The sequence below is a fragment of the Tenacibaculum sp. 190524A02b genome (genome assembly GCF_964036645.1).
Lineage (GTDB): Bacteria > Bacteroidota > Bacteroidia > Flavobacteriales > Flavobacteriaceae > Polaribacter > Polaribacter vairaonense.
This window is the reverse complement of sequence record NZ_OZ038525.1, coordinates 3,426,944-3,448,550: the sequence shown is the minus strand read 5'-3', so window position 1 is coordinate 3,448,550 and position 21,607 is coordinate 3,426,944. Positions and strand designations below refer to the sequence as shown.

Genomic DNA, 21,607 nt, shown 5'->3' with positions numbered 1-21,607 from the left:
TCAAAAATACTTAAATAAAATGATTATTTATTTTGGTTTTACGTATGTTTGCACTTTATGAAATTTACTTTAGGAAAAGAAGAACGATTAAAAAGCCGAAAGCTAATTGGCAAGTTATATGAAGAAGGAAAATCCATCAAGGTTTTTCCGCTAAGAATGGTATATATTCAAGCGGAACATACATCTAACTACCCTGTCCAAGTCGGAGTTTCAGTACCTAAACGTAATTTTAAAAAAGCTGTTGATAGAAATAGAATCAAGCGCTTGTTAAGAGAAAGTTACCGTAAGGAAAAACATACTATTTATTCGGAAGTAGATAAACACTATGTGTTTATGATTTCTTATCTTGCAAAGAATGAGTGGGAATATGCAGATATTGAACACAAAATGAAGAAAATAATAGCAGTTTTTTTAGATGAAATTAAGACAAATGAACAATAAAAATATAGTTACTCTTATTGGTTTGGTAGTAATTACCATTTTCTTTTCATTTCAATCTCGTTTTTTTGAAATAGCAAAACAGATAGAGATTTATAATAACCTTTTTAAAGAGTTAAATATAAACTATATTGATGAAATTAATCCGGGAGACTTAACCGATAAAGCGATAAAGAATACACTTAAAAACTTAGATCCATATACTAATTTTTATAATGAGCAAGATGTAGAAGATGCACGTATAAGAAGAGAAGGAGAATATGGAGGAATTGGAGTACTTTCTTACTATACCAAAAAAGGAATTATTTTATCAGAAATTTATAAAGGTTTTTCTGCTGATAAAGCAGGTTTAAAAGCTGGTGATATTATTGTTAATGTTGATGGGCAAGAACTGAAAGATTTAGAAAGAGAGCAATTATCACAAATGCTAAAGGGTACACCTAATAAGGAGATATCTTTAAAGGTAGTTAGAGGAAGTAAAAATTTAAATTTTAATTTAAAGTTAGATAAAGTAGTTGTAAACCCAGTGCCTTTTTATGATATGATTGATGCAGAAACTGGTTATGTGGTATTAACAAGGTTTACAAGTATGAAAGCTACCGAGGAGGTTAGAAAGGCTATCAAAAATTTAAAAGAGCAAGGAATGAAAAAGCTAGTTTTTGATTTAAGAAGCAATCCTGGAGGCTCTCTTTTAGATGCAGTGAATATTACGAATTTGTTTATCCCTAGAGATAAAAAAGTGGTAGATACTAGAGGTAAAATAAAAAAGAATAGTAGGTCATACAAAACAAATAGAGAACCATTGGATATTGAAATGCCAATGGTGGTTTTGATAGATGATAGATCTGCTTCAGCTTCAGAAATTGTATCAGGAGCATTACAAGATTATGACAGGGCTGTAGTCATGGGGAATCGTTCTTTTGGTAAAGGTTTAGTACAACGTTATTTTAAATTAAACTACGGCACCCAAATGAAAGTAACTATTTCTAAGTATTATACGCCAAGTGGAAGGTGTATTCAAGAGTTAGACTATGCTAATAGAGATGCTAAAACAGGAAAAGTTCCATCTTTTTCTGAAGGAGTTATAAATAAGTTTACTACAGAAAATGGGAGACCAGTTTATGATGGAGGAGGAGTTACTCCAGATGTTAGTTTGGAGCATGCTGAAAAAAACAAAACGATTAAAGATTTATTAAAATCAAGAGCAGTATTTAATTTTGTTACAGATTATTTAAAGACCAAACCTGTTGTAGATTCACTTAGATTTAAATTTACAAAACCAAAGTTAGAAGATTTTAAAACATATTTATTAACAGTTGATACTACTTTTCTAACTAAAGAAGAAAGAATTTTTAAAAGAGCGTACAAAGTATCAAAAGAAAAAGTAGAAATTGATTCTGATTATAAAAGTATTGTGAGAAAGCTAAAACAAGCTAAAATAAAAAAATTGGAAGAGAATGATGAAATACTTTTAAATGAAATAGAAAAAGAAATTATTAAACGTTCTTTTTATAAAGAAGGAATGTATAAACATCAATTAAAAAACGATGTTACAATTAAAAAAGCTACAGCTTTATTAAAAAACAAGAATAAGTATAACACAATACTTAAAAAATAAAACAGTTATATAACTTAATTTTTGATTGAAATATATGTCAAAACCAAACCAGAAAGAAAGAACTAGAGCACAAGAATCAACAAATGCAATTGAGCGTTTATATATATCTATGCGACATTTATTTAGCCGTGGATTTTATAAGCCAATGGGAGTTTCTGGAGAAACATTAAGGAAATCATTATTAGCATTGCGTCCTGAAATTTATGGGTCTATAGCAGAAGATAAAACAGAACTTAATGGGTTGATTTATGTGATAGAAAGACTGCCTGAAGGAATTGAAGAATGTCAGTTTATCAACTTAACAGCTGATGAAGGATATCGTAATTCACGTTTTAAGGCAATAGTACCCCCAAAAAGAAGACGAAACTGTTACCGAATAGATAAAGATCAAATGAATATTGAAATCACAAGAGGTCGATCTGAAATCTATGATATTCTTACGCATCTTACCTTTTTATTTATTGAATCTCATAAAATAAAAGATAGGGTTTCTATTGGTAGTTCAGGAACAAAGTTTATTAGAGAATGGATGCACTTAGAAGAAGTGGTGCTTCATAATAAAACACTTACTGATGAAGAAAAAGATGTAATAATAGTTCATCTTGGTAATATTTTAGGTAGAACCTATGATGAGGTTTATGATGTATATAATTCGTTTGCATCACAAGAGAACCCTAATAGGTTTTTACATCTTATTTATTGGCTTGGCAAATTGGCAATCAATGAAGTGTTATTAGACCAAAAAAGATCTATAAAATTTAGTTCGGTTTTAATTGAAGAAATAGGACATCATTTTTACGGAGAAATCTGGGCAAACAACATAAAAGAAACCTTAGTTCAAAATAATTTAATTAATAGACCAATTCATATTATTAGTGCCAATATGCATAGTGTAATGAATACAGTTTATGCTAAAAACGCATTACCAACAGAAGCTAAAAAGCACGAAGGTTTTGCTTTGTTTGAGTTGTTAAGTAATTCAAATAGTGAGTCTTTACAGAAAAAAGTTAAACAATATGCTTCTGAAAACGGATTGATTTATTTAAAAGATACCTCAGGAACTAACATTAATGTACAAATTATTGATACTAAAAAAATTGATATAAGCTCTACGTCTTTTAGTAAGATAAATTCTGTAGATAAAGACCCTGTTATTATAGTTATGGACTATGCTTTTGGAGAGCAGGCTTATGAAACAATGGATGAATTGTTAAAGCCGTATAAAACTAAAGAAGGCAAGGTTCATTTAAACGTAGAGTCGATTTCTATAATGGGTAAAGCTGGAATTTTAGAAGGAGGAAAAGGAGATATAATGATTCCGTCTTCTCATATTTTCGAAGGAACAGCAGATAATTATCCTTTCCGTAATGAGTTATCAAAATTAGATTTAGAAGGTTTTGGTGTTCAGGTTTTTGATGGTGCTATGGTTACAGTATTAGGAACATCTTTACAAAATAAAGACTTATTAAAGTTTTTCCATGATTCTACTTGGAACGTTATAGGACTAGAAATGGAAGGGGCTCATTATCAAAAAGCCATTCAATCTGCTTCAAGAATTAGAGGAAATATTTCTGAAAATGTAAAAGTGCGTTATGCCTATTATGCATCTGATAATCCATTAGAAACAGGTGCAACTTTAGCCTCAGGAGGTTTAGGGATGAGTGGAGTAACACCAACATATGCAATAACACAAAAAATAATAGAACAAATTTTTTAGAACATGAGTGCTAACAAACACGAAGAAGAAGTAGATTTAGGTTCCTTATTTGTATTAATAGGTAAAGGATTTACTAAGTTTTTCAACTTTATTGGAGGAATCTTTGTAGGAATTTTTCATTTTTTAATATTAATTCTTCTTTTTTTCAAAAAGAATTTTTTAAAACTTGGAATAGCTATGGTAATTGGAGCTGGTTTAGGTTTAATAATTGATGTAAAAGAAGATAAAAAATATGGATCTAATCTTTTAGTACAAACAAATTTTGATAGTGCTAGACAATTATATAATAATGTTGAGTTTTATAATAACTTAGTAAAGCAAGAAAATATTCCTTTATTAGTAAAAACATTTAATATCAATGAGGAAGAAGCAAAATCCTTACAAAAGTTTATAATAGAACCTGTTGAAAATAGTAATGATATTGTTACTACTTATGACGAGCTAATTTTATCTATTGATACACTAACAGCGAAGAGTTTTACGTTTTTAGATTTTAAAAAATCATTTACCAAATACGATTATAAAGTACATAATCTTGAAGTTAAAGCAACTAAAAATGACGTGTTTACTAAGTTAGATGAGGTGATTATTTCTTCTATCACAGAAAATAGTTATTTCAATAAGTTGAAAGAATTAACGAATGAAAACTTAAACAGAACGGATAAGTTATTGAGGAAAAATCTTTCTCAAACAGATTCGTTACATAATTTATACAAAAAAGTACTACTAGAAGAAGCGAAATCAGTTAGTCAAGGCACAAATATAGATTTGGGAAATAGTAAACAAAATAACAAAGAACTGGATTTGTTTTCAACGTCTTTAAAACTTAATAAAGAACTAAAAGCGGTAAGCGTAGAGAAATCAGAAAAGTCTGAAGTAGTGAACGTAATCTCTAATTTTCAACCAATAGGGTATGAAATAAAAGGGGTTTCTAAGTACAAATTTGTTCAGGTTGCTTTGTTAGCTTTAGGTGTAATGATTTTATATTTATTGGGAGGGATGCTTAATAGGTATCTTAACGGTTATAAAAAAAGTAATTAACATTTAATTGTATATAGATATCTCATACAAAATATTAATAGATTTTAATTGGGCGAACTCTCATTATTTATAAAAAGATAAAAATGTTTAAAGGTAGATTAATACAGCAAACAGTTATAGTTCTTTTTTTTAGGGTTTTAGGTGTTTGTTTATTATTTGGTTTAACTTTATATTTGACTAATAATTACTCAGCTAGTTTAGTAGGTAAATATGATTTTATTAGATCTTTTTTACTTGTAGTTGGGAGTATTTGTCTGCTAGGAACTGACCATTCAATTTTATATTTTTCAGGAAAATTAAGTAGTGTAAATAGATCTAAAGATTTAAAAGGGGTTTATTATACAATGATTAAGTTAATTCTTTTAGCTACCTTATTTCCTATTATTATTTTAATAATATTAGGAAAAAAAAATGTCAACTTATTTTTTCAAGATTCAAGCATGTATTTTTTAATTTTAAATGGTACTTTAATCTTATTTTTCTATTGTTTGAGTATATTAAATACAGAATTTTTTAGGGCAATTAATTTAGTTTCTTTATCAGAGTTATTTAGAAATATAATAAAGTATGCCCCCTTTTTTTTAGGTGCAATTTTACTTTCAATATTTAACAAACAAGAGTTGTTAATTATATTGTTTTTATATGGTTTTGTTTTTATCTCTATTATTTCAACAGGTTTGCTTTTTATTAAGATGAAGAGGATGAACTTTACTTCCTTTAAAAAAGGACGTATTTCTAATAGAGAAGTTTTTAAAACATCATATCCAATGGCGATAAGTAATATGGCTTTTTTTTTATTATTAAGCATTGATGTAATGTTGTTAAAAAAATATAAAGGGGATGAAGTTGTAGCTTATTATAGTGTAGCTGTGAAATTTGTTTTAATATTATCAATGATAATTAATACTATTAATATAAATGTTTCATCAAAAATAGCTGAGCTTTATAAGAGTCAAGATTTTAAAAAACTAAGTAAACTTTTAGTGAAAAGCTCAAGATTGATAGTAGTGTTATCACTTCCTTTAATTCTTATTGTAATTTTTTTTAGTGAAAGAATTCTTTATTTGTTTGGAGAAAAGTATGTAGAGTCTAAAGAAGCTTTAATAATTATGGTAGTAAGTCAGGGAATATGTACCGTTTTTGGAAGTGTTGGAGTTTATTTGAATATGACAGGAAAGCAAAAAGCATTTCAAAATATTTTGATTATGTCTGTTGTAATAAATTTTATACTCAATCGTTTTCTAATTCCTATTTACGGTATGAAAGGAGCTGCAATATCTTTTAGCTGTAGTTTGTTTTTTTGGAATATAGTATCAACGTTTTATATATATAGAAAGGACAAAGTAAAAGTGTTTTTAAAATAATTGAAAATGGAAAAGGTCTTAATTTTATCTTTGGGAAGGTCTGGTTCTCTACCAATTTATGCTGAGAATATAGTATCTAACTTTGATTGTGATAATTATGATATATTAGTATCTAAGAATAGGTTTATTAAGAGGAGAATAAAAAACTCAATCGAGTTTTATACTTATACAAATAAGTTTTCATTTGTTTTAAGCACATTTTTTTATTTACCTTTAAGGGTTTTATTTTTATTACCTCGAATTTATAAAGACTATCATACACTTTATTTACCCTATAAGCATTTTTGGGACATATTATTTATTTTTATTTTTAAGCTTTTTAAAAGAAAGGTTGTCTTTACTGTACATGATGGTGTTTTACATAAAGGAGAAAAGAATTTTTTTACCCAATTACTCTCTAATATTAGATTAAAAAATACTTCTGAGTATATTTTTTTAACGAATTATGTAAAAAAAATAGTTGAAGATAAAATAGAATCTAATAAAAAGAGGTATGTAATCCCACATCCAATAATTGAAAATGAGTTTGTAAAAAAGGAAAGTAAATATAATGAAACAAGAAATATTCTTTTTCTGGGAAGAATTGATAAGTATAAAGGAATAGAGTTATTAATGAATAGTGCAATTCTTTCTGAAAGTTATTATGATAAATTAATTATAGCTGGTAAAAGTAATTACCAAGTTAAATATATAGATCATAGTAAAATAGAAATACTTGATAAGTATCTTACTGAAAAAGAAATAGGAGATTTATTAAGTTGGGCAGATTTACTTGTATTGCCTTATACTGAAGCAACTCAATCTGGTGTAATATCATTGGGGATATTTTCAGAATTACCAATGATTTGTACAAATGTAGGAGGTTTTTCAGAACAGCTAGAAAAGGATGAATGTTTTTGGAGTGAACCAAATGAGGAGGATTTAGCAGCTAAGATAAGAACAGTATTTAATGATTATCAAAAAATAAATGATATTAAAAATAAACTGAAGCTAAAAAGAACAAAATTGTCATGGGCTGAAATATCAATTAGAATTGAACAAGTAATATTTAATTAAACATGTTGAATCATTAGGTTTTATTATGAAGTTTTTCGTTAATAAATCAAAACTTACTTTTTTACTCTTGTCTCTAATAGGCGGAGTTATAGCAATGATGGGTTTTTTTTTCTTGCCTGAACGCTTTTTCTTTGATACTGAAACTATATTATTCGATAAGTATAATGAGATAGGTTGGGTAGGTAGTTACCCTTTTACAATTCTGTTTTATCGTTTAACAGGCATAGGTAATTTACACTTTTCTATAATTGGTCTGTTTCAATATTCGATAGTAACTTATTTGACATATAGAATTGGAGTACCTAAGAAATTTGATATAATCACAGCAAAAAATATAATTACTTATCTGAGTTTTGTTATGGTTGCTGTTTTTTTATGCATGCCTACAAAAGAATTTATTAATTACATTTATTTGTCAATGGTGGTTTTAATTTTAAAGAATCAAAAATTTAGATTTAAAAAAACCGTTTTCTTGGTGTTATTGTTGCTGGTGTTTTTTGGTGTTTTCTTCAGAGAATATTATATACTTATAGCGTTCTTATCTCTAATTTTTTGGGCAGTAAGTAAAATAAATATAAAGAACAAAAGAATAGCAACTATTGCGTATGGATTAATAACAGCAATATGTATATCTTTAAGTTATGGGATTATAAAAGGACAGTTTATATCAAATAAAACAAGGGAAAGTTATAATCTTTCAAGGATTAATGGAGAAGCAAGTAATTCGATGATAATGTCTCCAATTGATACTGAATATTGGTATGGAGAATCTTTTGGTATTATCTATGGTTTTTTTTCAGTTAATTTACCAGTAAATGGTTTAAAACATATTTTTTCTCCTCAAATTTTAGCTTTTATACTTTGGCAGCTTTTAATTTTCATAATACTATTTATTAGATATGAAAGATGTTTAAAAAAGGGAGTTTTTAATAACCAAGAGATATGGATTTTTTATATTTTATTTTCTTTTTTTATTGTTCAGGGAGTTTTTGAACCAGACTTGGGGTCGGCTATAAGGCATAAAATGGGATTTTTCCCAATAATATATTTTGCATTATATTATGATAAATTTCAAAATTAATTATTAACGAGTTATGCTTAATTTTAAGTTTTTATTTTATCTCAAAAAAGACCTAAACATTTTATTTTTGTTTATTCTATCTTCTATTACGTTTGTACAAACTAATGTACTTACGCTTCCTCTAATTATAGTTTTAACTTTATTTCAGATTTACAGGCTAAAAAAAGAAAAAATTAAAGAAGTTGATTTTTTTTATAGTTTTTTTTACCTTTTTATATATTCTTTGGTTTTATTTAGTGTTTTAGCTAAAGTTTATTTAATCTCTCTTTTAATATTTTTCTACTTGTTTAAGAGAGAAAGAAAAGGGTTAAGATATGATAAAAAGATGCCAGAGTTTTTAGTACTTATATTTTTTATTTTTATTTTAATAAACCACCTTATTTTTCCTCCGTTTGGTATAGGAATAGATGTATTTTTATACTTTTTGTTAATACCAGTATTATTTTTAAAAATAAAAAGATATAAATACAATATTAATATCAATGAGTTAGTTAAAGTGTTTGTAAGTTCTGTTTTAATTTGTTCAATATTAATGTTAATTTATAGTAGTTTTTTTGGTAAAACTAAACTTCCGATTAACACTTTTTTTTCAGAACCTATTGAAATGATTCATGTTTATTTTGGAATGTTAGTTGGAGTTGCAAGTAGTTTTATATTGATATTAAACCTAAATAAGGATAATTATATTTCAAGTTTAATAGATGTTTTTATATACATTTTTTTTACTGTATTATTATTTCATATTGGAGCAAGGATTTCACTGTTAGGAAGTATTTTTATTTTATTTGTTTTTTTTCTAAAAAAATTAAACACTTCATTATTGGTGAGGTCATTACTAATGATAATACTGTTTTCTAGTACTATTTTTTTAGGAATAAAAACACCAAGATTTAAAAAAGGTATTAAACAGGTAGAAGATATTTATACTTCAATTATTAATGATGATAAAGAGAGTCTAATTAGGAATTCATGGTTAAATATGTATAGGAGATTTCTAGTAACTAAATATACTATTGAAGAGATTGAAAAAAACTTTTTTTTAGGAATTGGTATGCAAAATGTAACAACCAAAATCTCTTCTAAAATAAAAAAAGATGGTTACATTCATTTTTATCCTATAAACACACATAATCAATATTTACATTTTTTAGTAGGTATGGGAGTTTTTGGGTTACTTTACTTTATCTATTTAAGCATTTTTTTTATTAAAAATTCTTACCCTAACTCTAGCTTATTTCTATTCTTTTTTTTATTAATAATGTTGACAGAATCTATTTTGGTTAGAGAAAAAGGAATTTCTGTTTTTATAACTTTTTATTTAATTTTTTTGAGTCAAAAACAAGCTAAACACAATGATTAAGATATTACATATTGCTAGACCAGTGGGAGGAGTTGGTGTTTATATTCAGTTGCTTTCTAAGTTCTTAGAAAAAGAGAGTTTTTCTAATGTTATGATATGCAATAAAAAAGAAAAGATAATACCAATAAAAAATAACCTAGGCGAGGATATAGAGAAATACCATGTTAATTTAAAAAGAGAAATAAACCCTTCTAATGATTTACAATGTTTAAAAGAGATAATAAGAATAGTAAAAGATAAAAAACCAGATGTAATACACTGCCATAGTGCAAAATCAGGTATATTAGGGCGTTTAGCTGGAGCTTATCTAGGAATTCCAACTTTATACACACCGCACGCATATTCTTATTTAAGTACGGATTCAACTATCAAGAGGAATGTATATATACTTATTGAAAAAATATTTAAATTTTTACCATCTAAAACTTTATGCTGTTCAGAATCTGAAAAGCGAAGAACAATAGAAGATTTAGGGTTTAATATTGAAAAAGTACTTCTATGGAATAATTCAATAGAGAATGTTTCCGTTAGGTTACATGATAATTTTGAGTACAAACTACCGTTAAATTATATTTGCACAATAGGAAGACCATCCTATCAAAAGAACACAGAACTTTTGATAGAAACTATTTTTGAAGTAAAGAAAGAGGTTAAAAATATTCATTTAGTGATATTAGGTGTTGGATTTTATTCACCATCATTAGACAATGTAAAAAAAATGATAAATGAAAAAGAATTAAATAACAATGTTACTTTAATAGAGTGGGTGGAAAGAGATAAAGCCTTGGGTATTTTAAGGAAATCTGACCTTTACATATCAACATCTAGGTATGAAGGTTTGCCATATGCAGTAATAGAAGCTATAGCCTTAGGAAAACCTTGTGTGGTTACAGATGTAGATGGGAATAAAGATTTAGTTAAAGATGGATTTAATGGCTTTGTTGTTAAGGAAAATGTTAATGAAATTGCTAGAGGAATAATATCGTTGAATGAAGATGATAAAAGAAGAAATATAATGGGAAAGAACTCAAAGGTTTTTTTCGATAAAAATTTTAGTATGGAAAATAATATAGAATTGTTAAGAAATATTTATAGAAAAATAAAAAAATAATGAAAAAAAGATATTCAAAATATATAAACATAGCCTTTTTGTTGGTTGATTTACTAATAATTTATTTAGTAGTCTTTTTAGTAAAAGATAAAGAATACTTAAATCTAAATTTTTTAGGATATATATCTTTGTTTTGGGTTACATCCTCATTATTTACTAATTTTTATAAAGTTTTTCGTTTTACTACATTTTTGAGAATAGTAAATTTATTAATAAGGCAATTTTTAATATTTGCTTTAGGGTTTTTTACCTATTTTTCTATTTTTAGAGAAGGAGTTATAGTTGACAATCAATTCAAAACATTATTAATTCTTTTTATATCTATAAGCGTCAGTAAAATTTTAGGTGTTTTTATTTTAAAAAAATACAGAAGATTAGGTAATAATTATAGAAAAGTTATTGTCTTAGGGAACGATAGTTCAGCAAAAAAGCTAATAGATTTATTTAAAATGAATAAAGAATTAGGATATCAATATTGTGGTTTTTTTTCAGATACGAAGAATAATGATAAAGAGTACTTAGGAACATTAAAGAAAAGTTTTTCTTATACTTTAGAAAATGAAGTAGATGAAATATATTGTTCTCTAACAGAAATGGTTAAGGGTGATCTTAAAAAAGTGAAAAAATTTGCAACCAAAAATAATAGAATTGTAAAATTGATTCCAAATTCTAATGAATTATATCAAAAAGATACTGTAGCTGAATATTATGGAGATGCAACTATGATATTAAAGGTGAAAAAAATGCCTTTTGAATTAAATGAAAATCGAATTATTAAACGAATCTTTGATATTATTTTTTCTTCACTTGTTTGCATTTTTGTAATGTCTTGGTTGTATCCTTTGTTATTTATTCTGATTAAATTAGAATCAAAAGGCCCAGCTATTTTTAAACAAAAAAGAGAAGGGCTACATGGAGGTGAGTTTGTTTGTTATAAGTTTAGATCCATGCGTTTAAATGATATGGCAGATAAAGTACATGCAAGTAAAAATGATAGTAGAGTTACTAAAATAGGAGCTTTTTTAAGGAAGACTAGTTTAGATGAATTTCCACAATTTTTTAATGTGTTTTTGGGTTCTATGTCAGTTGTAGGGCCAAGGCCACATATGAATGAACAATCGTCAAAATTTACTAAAGAAGTAAGAAATTACATGAAAAGAAAAGAAGTAAAACCAGGAATTACAGGTCTAGCCCAAATAAGTGGGTATAGAGGAGAAATAATTAAAAAGTCAGATATAGAAAACAGAGTACGTTTAGATATATTTTATATTGAGAACTGGTCGTTGGCACTAGATATAAAAATAGTATTCCAAACGTTTTTTAATGTTTTTACTGGCGAAGAAAAGGCATATTAAATATTGAATAACAAAGTAATCATATCAGCATCTATAGTACTCTACAAAGAAAATATAGTAGAGTTAACAAAGACTATTGAAAGCTTTTTAGCTATCCCTTTGTCAAAAAGACTATTTTTAGTTGACAATACATTTACTGCTGATTTTGAAAATAAATTTAACTCAGAAGAAATAGTTTATATAGCTAATAGGAGAAACTTAGGATTTGGTAAAGCACATAATCAAGTTATAGAGAGAATTAAACAAAAATCTAATTATCATTTAATATTAAATCCAGATGTTGTTTTTTTAAAAGATGCTCTCCCCAATTTAATAGAAGAGTTAAAGATAAATACTGATGTAGCAATGATAGCTCCTAGAGTACTATTTCCTGATGGACAACATCAATTTTCATGCAGGAAATACCCGACTATTTCCGATTTATTAATAAGGAGATTAGGTTTTCTTAAACCATTATTTGAACAATCGATAAAGAAAGGAGAATATAATGATAGAGATTTAACAAAACCTTTTAACCCAGAGTATTTAACAGGTTGTTTTCAATTGTATAAAACTGAGGATTTTATTGCTATAAATGGTTTTGATGAAAGATATTTTTTATACATGGAAGATATTGATATATGTAAAAAAATAGAGAAGTATGGAAAAAAGAAACTCTATTTTCCAGAAGAAAAAGTATATCATAATCTTAAACAAGGCTCTTCAAAAAAAATAAAACTACTTTTATACCATATTTCTTCAGCTTTTAAATATTTTAATAAATGGGGAATTAGTTAAGTACTCCCAACTGAATTGCCTTTTGAATCAACCCAGCGTTAGACTTTACCTGAAGTTTTAGAAAAATATTTTTCTTATGAGTTTCCACAGTATGTCTACTTAAAAAAAGAGCTTCAGCAATTTCATCAACCGTAAATTCCTGAGCAATTAAATTAATCACTTCCTTTTCACGTTTGGTAACTATTTTAGAAGAAAAAGCTAATTCGTTTGAAGAGCTAATCGAAGGGCTAAAATAAGAAGTGTCTTCATAAACAACACTTTTAATAGCATTTACTAGAGTTTTAATTTCAGCATCTTTTAATAAATACCCGTCATAAAAATTTTCCTCAAAATGAACAGGTTTAAACATGCTTATGGCAATTACTTTGATAGTAGAATTTTGTTTTTTTAATTTTTTAATAAACTCTATTCCATTCAACTCAGGCATAGAGATATCTGTAATCACTAAATCAATAGTTTCTTTTTTAAGAAAGTTTAATGCTTTATTTGCTGTATTAAAAGTAGCAACTATTTCAATGAAATTATATGGTTTTAAAGCTGCTTTTAAACCTTCTAAAAACAACGTATGATCATCTACTAAAACGATTGTTATTTTTTCCATAGTATTTTTATTATATATTCATTCTTTGTACAATAATCCAAATCGTACCTTGTACGAAGTCGAAAGATTATTATATCTAAATATTTATCATTTTAATTTACTAAACCAATAGGTATTTTAACAATAATAGTTGTTCCATGTCCAGAAGTACTATCTATAGAAAGTTCTCCCTGTAAATTATCAACACGTTCTTGAATATTATGTAAACCAATTCCTTTACTTTTAACAGAAGTATCAAAACCAATACCATTATCTTCAATCATAAGAATAATATCATCAATAATAGTTAACGAAATAGTGACCAAATTCGCATTGGCATGCTTGTAAATATTATTAATTAATTCCTGAAGTGTTCGGTGTAAAAAATGCTTCGTTTTATCCGAAACCTTTTGCAAAGCTTCCTCAGGATAAATAGAAATCTCAGTTTTAAAATGATTTTTATACTGCTCTTGTAATACTTGTAATAAATCCGTTAAAGGTTGTTGCATACTATAGCTAGAACTCAAGCTATGTGATAATAAACGAACTTCTTTAGTTACATTGCTTAAATCTTTTAAAAGTATCGTTTTCTCTTTACTATCCTCTAAAGAAGTAGCATAATGTTTAATGCCCGAAAGTTGTCCACCAATACCATCGTGTAATTCCAAAGCAATTCTATTTTTTTCTTTTTCTTCTCCAGCTACATAACCTTCAATACGTTTTATTCTTTGTTGCTGTTGTAACTGCTCTTTTTCTTTTTGATGTAATTCAGCTTCTTTAGCTCTAATTGTTTTTTGAGATTGTACTCGGTTTCTATACATGAAAGCTATTAATATGGCAGGGATTAAAAGTAATAAACCTATAATCAAAATCAATTTTTTACGCTGGCTTTCCAAAGCTTTTTCCTTTTTTAAAAGTTGAATTTTACTGTTTTTCTTCTCAACTTCATACTCCGTTTTTAAGCGTTCAAACTCTTTATTTTTATTCTCCGTAAATAAACTGTCTTTTAAGAGAATAAATTTTTCCTGAAACAAACAGGTTTCTTTAAATTGCTTATTTCTATAATAAGCGCTGTAAATAAGATCATATACTTTTAATTTTTGAGATTTACTTATATGAGAGCCGTATTCTTCAATAGCTTTTTTATATTTTTTAATTGCCTTAGTGTACTTTTTTGTATTATCATAATAAACACCAAGGGCTATATTAATATGAAATAAGTTTGTATAGCTAAAAATTTCTTTTCCTATTGTTTCGGCAGCTACTATATGTTTTTTTGCATTGACTAATTGTTTCAGCTCAAGATAGGTGAAGGCAATATTCGTATGTAATACTTTTTGGTAATACTTATTTTTTATTTTCTTTGATAAAAGAAGGGCTTTGGTATAGTAATAAATACTACTATCTTTTTTGTTTTCAATATCTAAAATATCTCCCCAGATGCTAAAGGTGGCAATACGGTTAATTAAATTTGTTTTATTATTTTTTAGATTTTCTTTTATAAGCTTTTTCGCTTCTTTATAATCCCCGTTGGTACTATATAAGTTTGCTATACTGTTTGTAATCTTGTGACTAAGGTTATTAAATCCATTCTTATTTGCTATACTTATTGCTTTTTTATGATAGGTTAATGCCTCTTTATAATTTCCTTTTTTTCGTTTAACAACTGCTATTTTATTATACGATTTGGCTATAAATTCAGGGTTGTCTAGTTTTTGAGCTATTGTTAAACATTTTTCTGATGAATCATAAACCTTATTGATTTTTTTTTGACGAAGATATATTACAGCCAAATTATGATAAGATTGCATGAGTAGTGTAGAGTCTTGTAATTTTTCACCTAAAGAAACTTCTTCTATAGCTATTTTATATGCAATGTTTAGGTTATTATACTCATTTTGTTCAAATTTTTGTTGAAGTCTTATAAACTCGTCATTACTTTGTGCGTAAATACAGGTTGCTAAAAACACCAATACTAAAAAAAAACGATTTCTCATCTATCTATTTTACACCTATTTCATAAGGTATTGTTTGTTAATAATTTTGTTGGTTAGTATTAGTGTGTAAATATAATTAACTCTTACATAAAGTTTAGTTTTGTGTTCTCAAAAATACCATATTTATGGTATTTTATTTAAAATATATTAATCGCAACTTTGTATTAAATCATGGGGGAATGAAAACAAGAAAACTAGGTGCATTTTTACTGCTATGCAGTATGACTTTTTATGCACAGGAAAACAACAACGAACAAAATGAAATTTGTAAAGAGTTCCTATGGGAATGTGGTAAGCCAGTACACGGAGAAGTTTGTAATATAAGCTTCGGAAACTGTAATGATGATGTTTTTATTACCATAAAACCAGAAGATGAAAATGGTACTAAAATTAGTGGTTTTTTATCGGCTAGAAAAAGTATTGTGATAAAAGGAAATAGCTTAGGGACTATAAAAATTATACCTCTTGAAAAACATGCAATAGATATAACGGAAGAAAATACGGATATAGATGAATTTGATATATGGATAGGATTAGGTGATGATTCTCCTTCGAATATTGGTATTAAAGACAAAGGAGATGATAAAGACCCAATCACTCCGTTTGCTTCAAAAGTAACTGTTTATCCAAATCCTACAGAAAGTAGTATTACAATTTCTACTGAAAACATAATTATTAATCGTTATCAGTTATACAATTCAGTAGGGCTTTTATTAACAGAGATAACAAATCCTGATTTAAATAAAAGTAAGGCTATCTCATTAGAAGAGTACCCCAAGGGTTTATACAACCTAATAATGTACACAGAAACAGGAGAGGTATTGACAAAAATAATTTCAAAAAAATAAACATAAAAACACCATGTTTATGGTATGTTTTTAAAAACAGATTAACCGCAATTTTGTAACGAGAAAAATTACAAATAAAAGTACAAATTATAACTAAAACATTTATTAAAAATTAAACATTATGAAAAAAGTAATTGTAGGTGCGGTAGCACTAGTAGCATGTTTTACAATGAATGCACAAGATTTAGTAAGTGGAGGCTCTAACTCTTGGATTTTCCACACACCAGATAATGGAAGAACCTCAATGCATATAGCACCTAAAACTAATGGAAGTTGGGATTGGTCAAAAGAAATTAAGTTTGAAAATAATGGAACGGTTTCTGCTTTAAATCTAATATCACGTGTTGATCTTACAGTTGGAGGTTTTTTAAAGGCTAAAAATGACATTATTTTTGAAGGAGGTAATGATTGGATAATACATACACCAGGTGATAATCCAGGAAGTTTACATTTCGCTCCAAAAATTGATGGAGATTGGAGTTGGGGCAAACAGGTTTATTTTACAAAAGATGCTGATGTAATTGTAGATGGAAAAATTGGTATTGGTACAAGAAATCCATTGAGAAAATTAGATATTGAATCTAGTGATTTTATTGTTTCTAGAATAACTAGAACTACTTCAGGAGGAGGAGTTGTAAGTGAGGCAGTTAATGGGAATGGAGAAAGTTGGAGATATGGAGTTGGTGGAGGCGTTAATAGTAAATTTTCTATATATCAAAGTACTAAGTCTTTTGGAGAAGGATTTTTAATAGATTCTGAAGGTAATATTGGTATTGGTTCAAAAAGTCCAGATTCAAAATTAACGGTTAATGGTACCATCCATAGTAAAGAAGTACGTGTAGATTTGCAAATACCAGCAGATTATGTTTTTGAAAAGTATTATGAAGGAGCATCTACCTTAAAAGCAGATTATAAAATGCCAACTTTAGAAGAAGTAGAAGCATTTACTAAAAAAAATCACCACTTACCAGCCATTCCATCAGCAGCAAAAATTCAAGAAGAAGGATTGCACTTAAAAGAAATGACTAACTTATTGTTACAGAAAATAGAAGAACTTACCTTATACACTATTGAGCAAGAAAAACGTATTAAAACGTTAGAGAAAAAGTTAGCTACTAAATAATAGTATCATCTTTTATTTAAAGCAATTACTTATAAAAGTTTTCTTTATAAGTAATTGCCACCCTTAAAAACTTAAACAAATTGTTTAGGTTGGGGTTTTATTGTCAAAACTTAAATAAAAAACGATGAAAAAAATAATAGCTTTTTTACTCTTATTTATCATGCAATTTGTTGGGTTTGCCCAGATAGCAACTCCAGCCCATCAAAATGTATCTGTAAAATATGGAGAAACTAGAATAGTTTATGTAGATATAAGTAGTGGGAGACTTGATGCTACTTGGAGCATTTCTGGAGCTGGGGCTTTACATATTTCACAAACATCAGGTACATTGCCTAAGTACCAAAGAAAAGTAATTCCAATAATTATTAGAAATAATCAGTATAATATCAATATAACAAATACTTACATTGGTACGGTACATTTTAGGACATCACTTGGAAGTTTTTCTTTTAACTTTAGTATTATAGTAAACTACTTACCAAGTTGTATGAGTACTATTTCTGTAGTAAGTAATATCAATTCAGGACAAACGCATAACCTTTCTGCAGGAACAACCATAAATGCTACTAACATAATCCATAATAATGCAGTTGCAAATTATAATGCAGGAAGTAATGTAATGCTGAAACCAGGATTCAAATCAGTTTCAGGGTCTAAATTTAAAGCCTTTATTAAAGGTTGCACAATAGCTAGAAAAGTTGGAGGTAAAGAAAATTTTGCATCACTAGAAATAGAAGGCTTTGTAATTAATGAGGTTGAAGAAGTAAAAGTATATCCAAATCCTTTTTCAACAGTATTAAATATTTCAAATACTGAGAATATTGTTAGCTGGCAATTGTTAACCATGCAAAACAAAATAATAAAATTTGGAGAAGGAAGAGAGCATCAAATAAATACAAGCAACTTGCCAAAAGGTATGTACGTTATGCAGTTTATTTTAAAGAATGGGGGAATTCTGAAAAAGAAGCTTATTAAAAACTAGCTATGAAATTTGTAGTATTAGTATTTGGTTTATTAATGTTTAGTTTGGGAAGCTATGCCCAATAAAAAAATAGAAACATTAATTAAAAACAAAGCTCTCAACTTAAATGAAGTTGAGAGCTTTTTAGAAGAGAATTAATTAATGTCTTCTAATAAACAAACTTAATTTAGCAAAATTAAAATTTATGAAAAACAATCTATTTTTTATAATCTTATTACTTTTTGGTTATAAGATGTTTTCACAAAGATGTGGAACTGATCAGTATTTAAATGCTTTAAATAGTTTAGATTCATCAGTGAAGGGAAGTATAAGAGGTGAGGTGAATAAAATAATAAACAAGAGGAAGAATTTACTTCAGATAGATAAGAGTGAGGAAACTATTAATATTCCTGTAGTTTTTAATTTAGTATATCCAGCTTATTATAGTTTAGGTCAAGGAGCTAACCTTCATGGTTCAGTGATACAAAATCAAATAGACATCCTCAATACAAGGTATTCAGGAGAGGGAAAAGGAGTAGATACTAAAGTGAGATTTTGTTTAGCAAAACAAAATATTTATGGATTAAAAAGTACTGGTATTAAAAGGTTTTTTGGAGAATCTAGTTATCAACCAATGGTTCTGTCTGGTAATGTTAAGAAGCATTTTCTTGAGGTTGATAGTAGTATTAAGAAACATATGGATAATGGATTTCCTGAAGATAGTTTTTTAAATATATGGGTAGTTGATTTAAAAGACTACAAAGGAAATGATGATTTAGCAGGTTATTCTTCGACACCAATACCAAAATATAGTCAAAACTTACCTGTTAAAGATGGAGTTGTAATAGATTTCGCAGAAGTAAATAAGTACACTATGTCTCATGAGGTAGGTCATTGGTTGGGCTTATTTCATGTCTTTTCTTCACAGGAAATTTCGTCAGGGAATTCGTGCGATGAAACTGATTGTGAATTACAAGGTGATTTTATTTGTGATACTGATAATGTACCTAGAAGTGGTATCAAAAATATAGCTCCTGGTGAATGTAAAGGTTATAATTGTAATGGAAAATCTAGTTCAGTTGTACAAAATTATATGGATTACCAGGAAAGAGAAAGAGAATATTGTTACAATAATTTTACCATTGGTCAAAAAAATCGAATGAGGGATGTTTTAAAAGACAAAAGATTTATTATATATAATAATAGTGTTTTAAACTTAAAAAATTATTGTGAAACTCCTACGAATTCTGGAGGTGGAGGTTATAACCCTCCTTTTAATTTATTCTGTAGAACTTGTTATGATCCAAGTTTTTTGTTACCAGACCCTTACAATAAGCACTACTATGGTGTACATAACATTAAAAATGATTTTAAGGATAATACATATATAGTATCCTACTTTAATGCTGGTTTTTCAAGAACTGTAATTTACGAGAGAAATTGTCTGGATTTTCAAGAAAAACAAGCTTTGGATAATGTTTATGGAGAAGTACATATAGTTGATAGCGACACGTTTTTTGTTTTTTCTATGGGATCAAGTAACAATTTTAAGATTTATAATAAATCTAAAGGACAATGGTCATTAGTAAAGGAATATTCAATTAAAAGAAATATGAGAGATAAAATAATAAAAAATGAAAAAGGAATTTATTTTACTAGTTTGGATTTTCATTCTGGAAGTAATACTCCTCAGATTGTTACTGTTTATAAATTTGATAAACTGACAAATACTATAATTAATGTTGATAGTTTTTATACAGGGTTTATTGCTGCTGATAGTTTTGGTTATCATGAAATTAATTATTCAATGAGTCATGAGAGTTTCTTTTTAGAGGTAAATAGAGGTGTTTTTAAACAATTTGATTTAAGTACTTCAGGAAATAAATTATATTATAATTCAGAATTTTCTGTACCTCTAGTTGGTACTTACATAAATGATTATATTGGTGCACCTATGCCAGGGAAAACTTTAACAGTAGGTGCTTATAAAGATTATCTTGTAGTTGAGGAGCTACGAAATGATGAGGTTGGAAGGCCAGTTCCTAAGAAAAGTAGTTACTTAAAAGTTTTCAAAAAAGAAGGTTTAGGTTGGAGTTTGATTAAAGATATTGAGATTAATTTTGGGGTTAGAGAAATTAGTTTTATAAATGAAGATTTCTTCATTGTCAGAAAAACTGGGTATAAAGAAGAAAGATTATATTTATTTAAAAAAGATAATAATGATGGCTTTGAATTAATGAACTTAAATCACATGTACGCTAATTCACCAGATACAATAGATTTTCTTTGTTCAGGCAACTTTTCAATCAACCATAATACTAATGAGTTGATTTTAGATGATAGAATGTTAAAATTGGATGATGTTCTACAAACAGATACCTCTAATTTTAGTTTTGCTTTTGAAGAAAAAACAACTATGGATATTTGTAAGTCAATAGAATATGATTCTTATCAGGATTTTAATATTAAGATAAGTGGAAATTTAAATTGTAAGGCAGTTTTTAATAATACTAACAAATTATTTAAAGCTAGCAATCAAATTTTAATTAGCCCTAATACCATAGTGTCAGGTGGTAAAAATACTTTTAAAATATCTAGTATAGGAGATTATAATGTCTGTAATTTTGAAAACAATTGTACTTTATCTAGTAAACTGAATCAAGATTTTGTAAAAAAAACAGATGAGCTTAATAAGTTTTCAAAGTCTCAGACAAGTGAAGGATTTGAAATTTATCCTAATCCTGTTAAAAAAGAGGTTTTTATAAGTAATTATAAAAGAGTGTCTAATTTTAAATTGATAGATGTTTGGGGTAATATTGTCTCTAGTTTAAATAAATTGGACTCAGGAAAAGTAAGTTTATCTAACTTAAAAAAAGGTATATATGTAGTAAGAATAACTTCAGTAGACAATAAAATTTTTAATAAAAAAATAATTAAACAATAATTGCTATTGTAATACTTTTATTTTCAATACCTCTAATAGAAATGATTATTGTTTCTGTTGGAGGTTCTTTTTCTTCTCAAAAAAAGTAAAAGATAATTTTTACATTGTTTAATTAGGAAAATTTATATGCTGCGTGAAGTTTATTTAACGTCTCAAGGAAAAGTTTATATGTTACGTGAATTTCCTAGAGTATCTTATAGAAAATATAGAAACGGTATAAGCTGTAAATGTAAAGC

17 protein-coding genes are annotated in these 21,607 nt (G+C 27.3%); 15 read left to right on the top strand and 2 right to left on the bottom strand.

Annotated elements, in window-relative coordinates; genetic code table 11:
* The first annotated feature begins 57 nt into the window (after positions 1-57).
* The 11 genes from rnpA (at position 58) to ABNT65_RS14025 (ending at position 12,918) form a co-directional block, all read left to right on the top strand.
* The gene (gene rnpA / locus ABNT65_RS14075) at positions 58-441 is read left to right on the top strand and encodes a ribonuclease P protein component (protein ID WP_348703290.1); all 384 of its coding nucleotides are present in this window, start codon (positions 58-60) and stop codon (positions 439-441) included.
* Positions 431-2,056, top strand: coding sequence for a S41 family peptidase (locus tag ABNT65_RS14070; protein WP_348703291.1), 1,626 nt, complete (start codon positions 431-433; stop codon positions 2,054-2,056). The genes rnpA and ABNT65_RS14070 overlap by 11 nt, the downstream gene beginning before the upstream one ends.
* A gap of 34 nt (positions 2,057-2,090) precedes the next feature.
* A complete protein-coding gene (locus ABNT65_RS14065) occupies positions 2,091-3,773 on the top strand; it encodes a DUF6909 family protein (protein WP_348703292.1) in 1,683 nt (560 codons plus the stop codon).
* A gap of 3 nt (positions 3,774-3,776) precedes the next feature.
* Positions 3,777-4,814 carry a hypothetical protein gene (locus tag ABNT65_RS14060; RefSeq protein WP_348746114.1) on the top strand — a complete coding sequence of 346 codons (1,038 nt, stop codon included), beginning with the start codon at positions 3,777-3,779 and terminating at the stop codon, positions 4,812-4,814.
* Between the two features lie 173 nt (positions 4,815-4,987).
* Positions 4,988-6,178, top strand: a complete 1,191-nt coding sequence (locus ABNT65_RS14055; RefSeq protein WP_348746113.1) for an MATE family efflux transporter — start codon at positions 4,988-4,990, stop codon at positions 6,176-6,178.
* Positions 6,179-6,184: 6 nt separating this feature from the next.
* Positions 6,185-7,234 (top strand): glycosyltransferase family 4 protein, encoded by a 1,050-nt coding sequence (locus ABNT65_RS14050; RefSeq protein WP_348746112.1) that lies wholly within the window; start codon positions 6,185-6,187, stop codon positions 7,232-7,234.
* Between the two features lie 25 nt (positions 7,235-7,259).
* Positions 7,260-8,315, top strand: a complete 1,056-nt coding sequence (locus ABNT65_RS14045) for a hypothetical protein (RefSeq protein ID WP_348746111.1) — start codon at positions 7,260-7,262, stop codon at positions 8,313-8,315.
* 283 nt (positions 8,316-8,598) lie between these two features.
* Entirely contained in the window at positions 8,599-9,675 is a 1,077-nt protein-coding gene (locus tag ABNT65_RS14040) for an O-antigen ligase family protein (protein ID WP_348746110.1), read from the top strand.
* On the top strand, positions 9,668-10,786 hold the full coding sequence (locus ABNT65_RS14035; protein ID WP_348746109.1) for a glycosyltransferase: 1,119 nt from the start codon (positions 9,668-9,670) through the stop codon (positions 10,784-10,786). The genes ABNT65_RS14040 and ABNT65_RS14035 overlap by 8 nt, the downstream gene beginning before the upstream one ends.
* Positions 10,786-12,141, top strand: coding sequence for an exopolysaccharide biosynthesis polyprenyl glycosylphosphotransferase (locus tag ABNT65_RS14030; RefSeq protein WP_348746108.1), 1,356 nt, complete (start codon positions 10,786-10,788; stop codon positions 12,139-12,141). Before ABNT65_RS14035 ends, ABNT65_RS14030 begins: the two co-directional genes overlap by 1 nt.
* A gap of 3 nt (positions 12,142-12,144) precedes the next feature.
* The gene (locus tag ABNT65_RS14025) at positions 12,145-12,918 is read left to right on the top strand and encodes a glycosyltransferase (protein WP_348746107.1); all 774 of its coding nucleotides are present in this window, start codon (positions 12,145-12,147) and stop codon (positions 12,916-12,918) included.
* Here the strand turns inward: ABNT65_RS14025 and ABNT65_RS14020 are convergent.
* Positions 12,911-13,519 (bottom strand): response regulator transcription factor, encoded by a 609-nt coding sequence (locus ABNT65_RS14020; RefSeq protein ID WP_348746106.1) that lies wholly within the window; start codon positions 13,517-13,519, stop codon positions 12,911-12,913. The two genes, ABNT65_RS14025 and ABNT65_RS14020, sit on opposite strands and share 8 nt — an antisense overlap.
* Before the next feature lie 92 nt (positions 13,520-13,611).
* The gene (locus ABNT65_RS14015) at positions 13,612-15,495 is read right to left on the bottom strand and encodes a tetratricopeptide repeat protein (RefSeq protein ID WP_348746105.1); all 1,884 of its coding nucleotides are present in this window, start codon (positions 15,493-15,495) and stop codon (positions 13,612-13,614) included.
* 179 nt (positions 15,496-15,674) lie between these two features.
* On the opposite strand from ABNT65_RS14015, the gene ABNT65_RS14010 reads away from it, so the two are divergent.
* From ABNT65_RS14010 to ABNT65_RS13995, 4 genes are all read left to right on the top strand, one after another.
* Entirely contained in the window at positions 15,675-16,343 is a 669-nt protein-coding gene (locus tag ABNT65_RS14010) for a T9SS type A sorting domain-containing protein (RefSeq protein ID WP_348746104.1), read from the top strand.
* A 121-nt stretch (positions 16,344-16,464) separates the two neighbouring features.
* A complete protein-coding gene (locus ABNT65_RS14005; RefSeq protein WP_348746103.1) occupies positions 16,465-17,466 on the top strand; it encodes a hypothetical protein in 1,002 nt (333 codons plus the stop codon).
* Between the two features lie 124 nt (positions 17,467-17,590).
* Entirely contained in the window at positions 17,591-18,448 is an 858-nt protein-coding gene (locus ABNT65_RS14000) for a T9SS type A sorting domain-containing protein (protein ID WP_348746102.1), read from the top strand.
* Between the two features lie 184 nt (positions 18,449-18,632).
* Positions 18,633-21,371 carry a zinc-dependent metalloprotease gene (locus tag ABNT65_RS13995; RefSeq protein WP_348746101.1) on the top strand — a complete coding sequence of 913 codons (2,739 nt, stop codon included), beginning with the start codon at positions 18,633-18,635 and terminating at the stop codon, positions 21,369-21,371.
* Positions 21,372-21,607 lie beyond the last annotated feature (236 nt).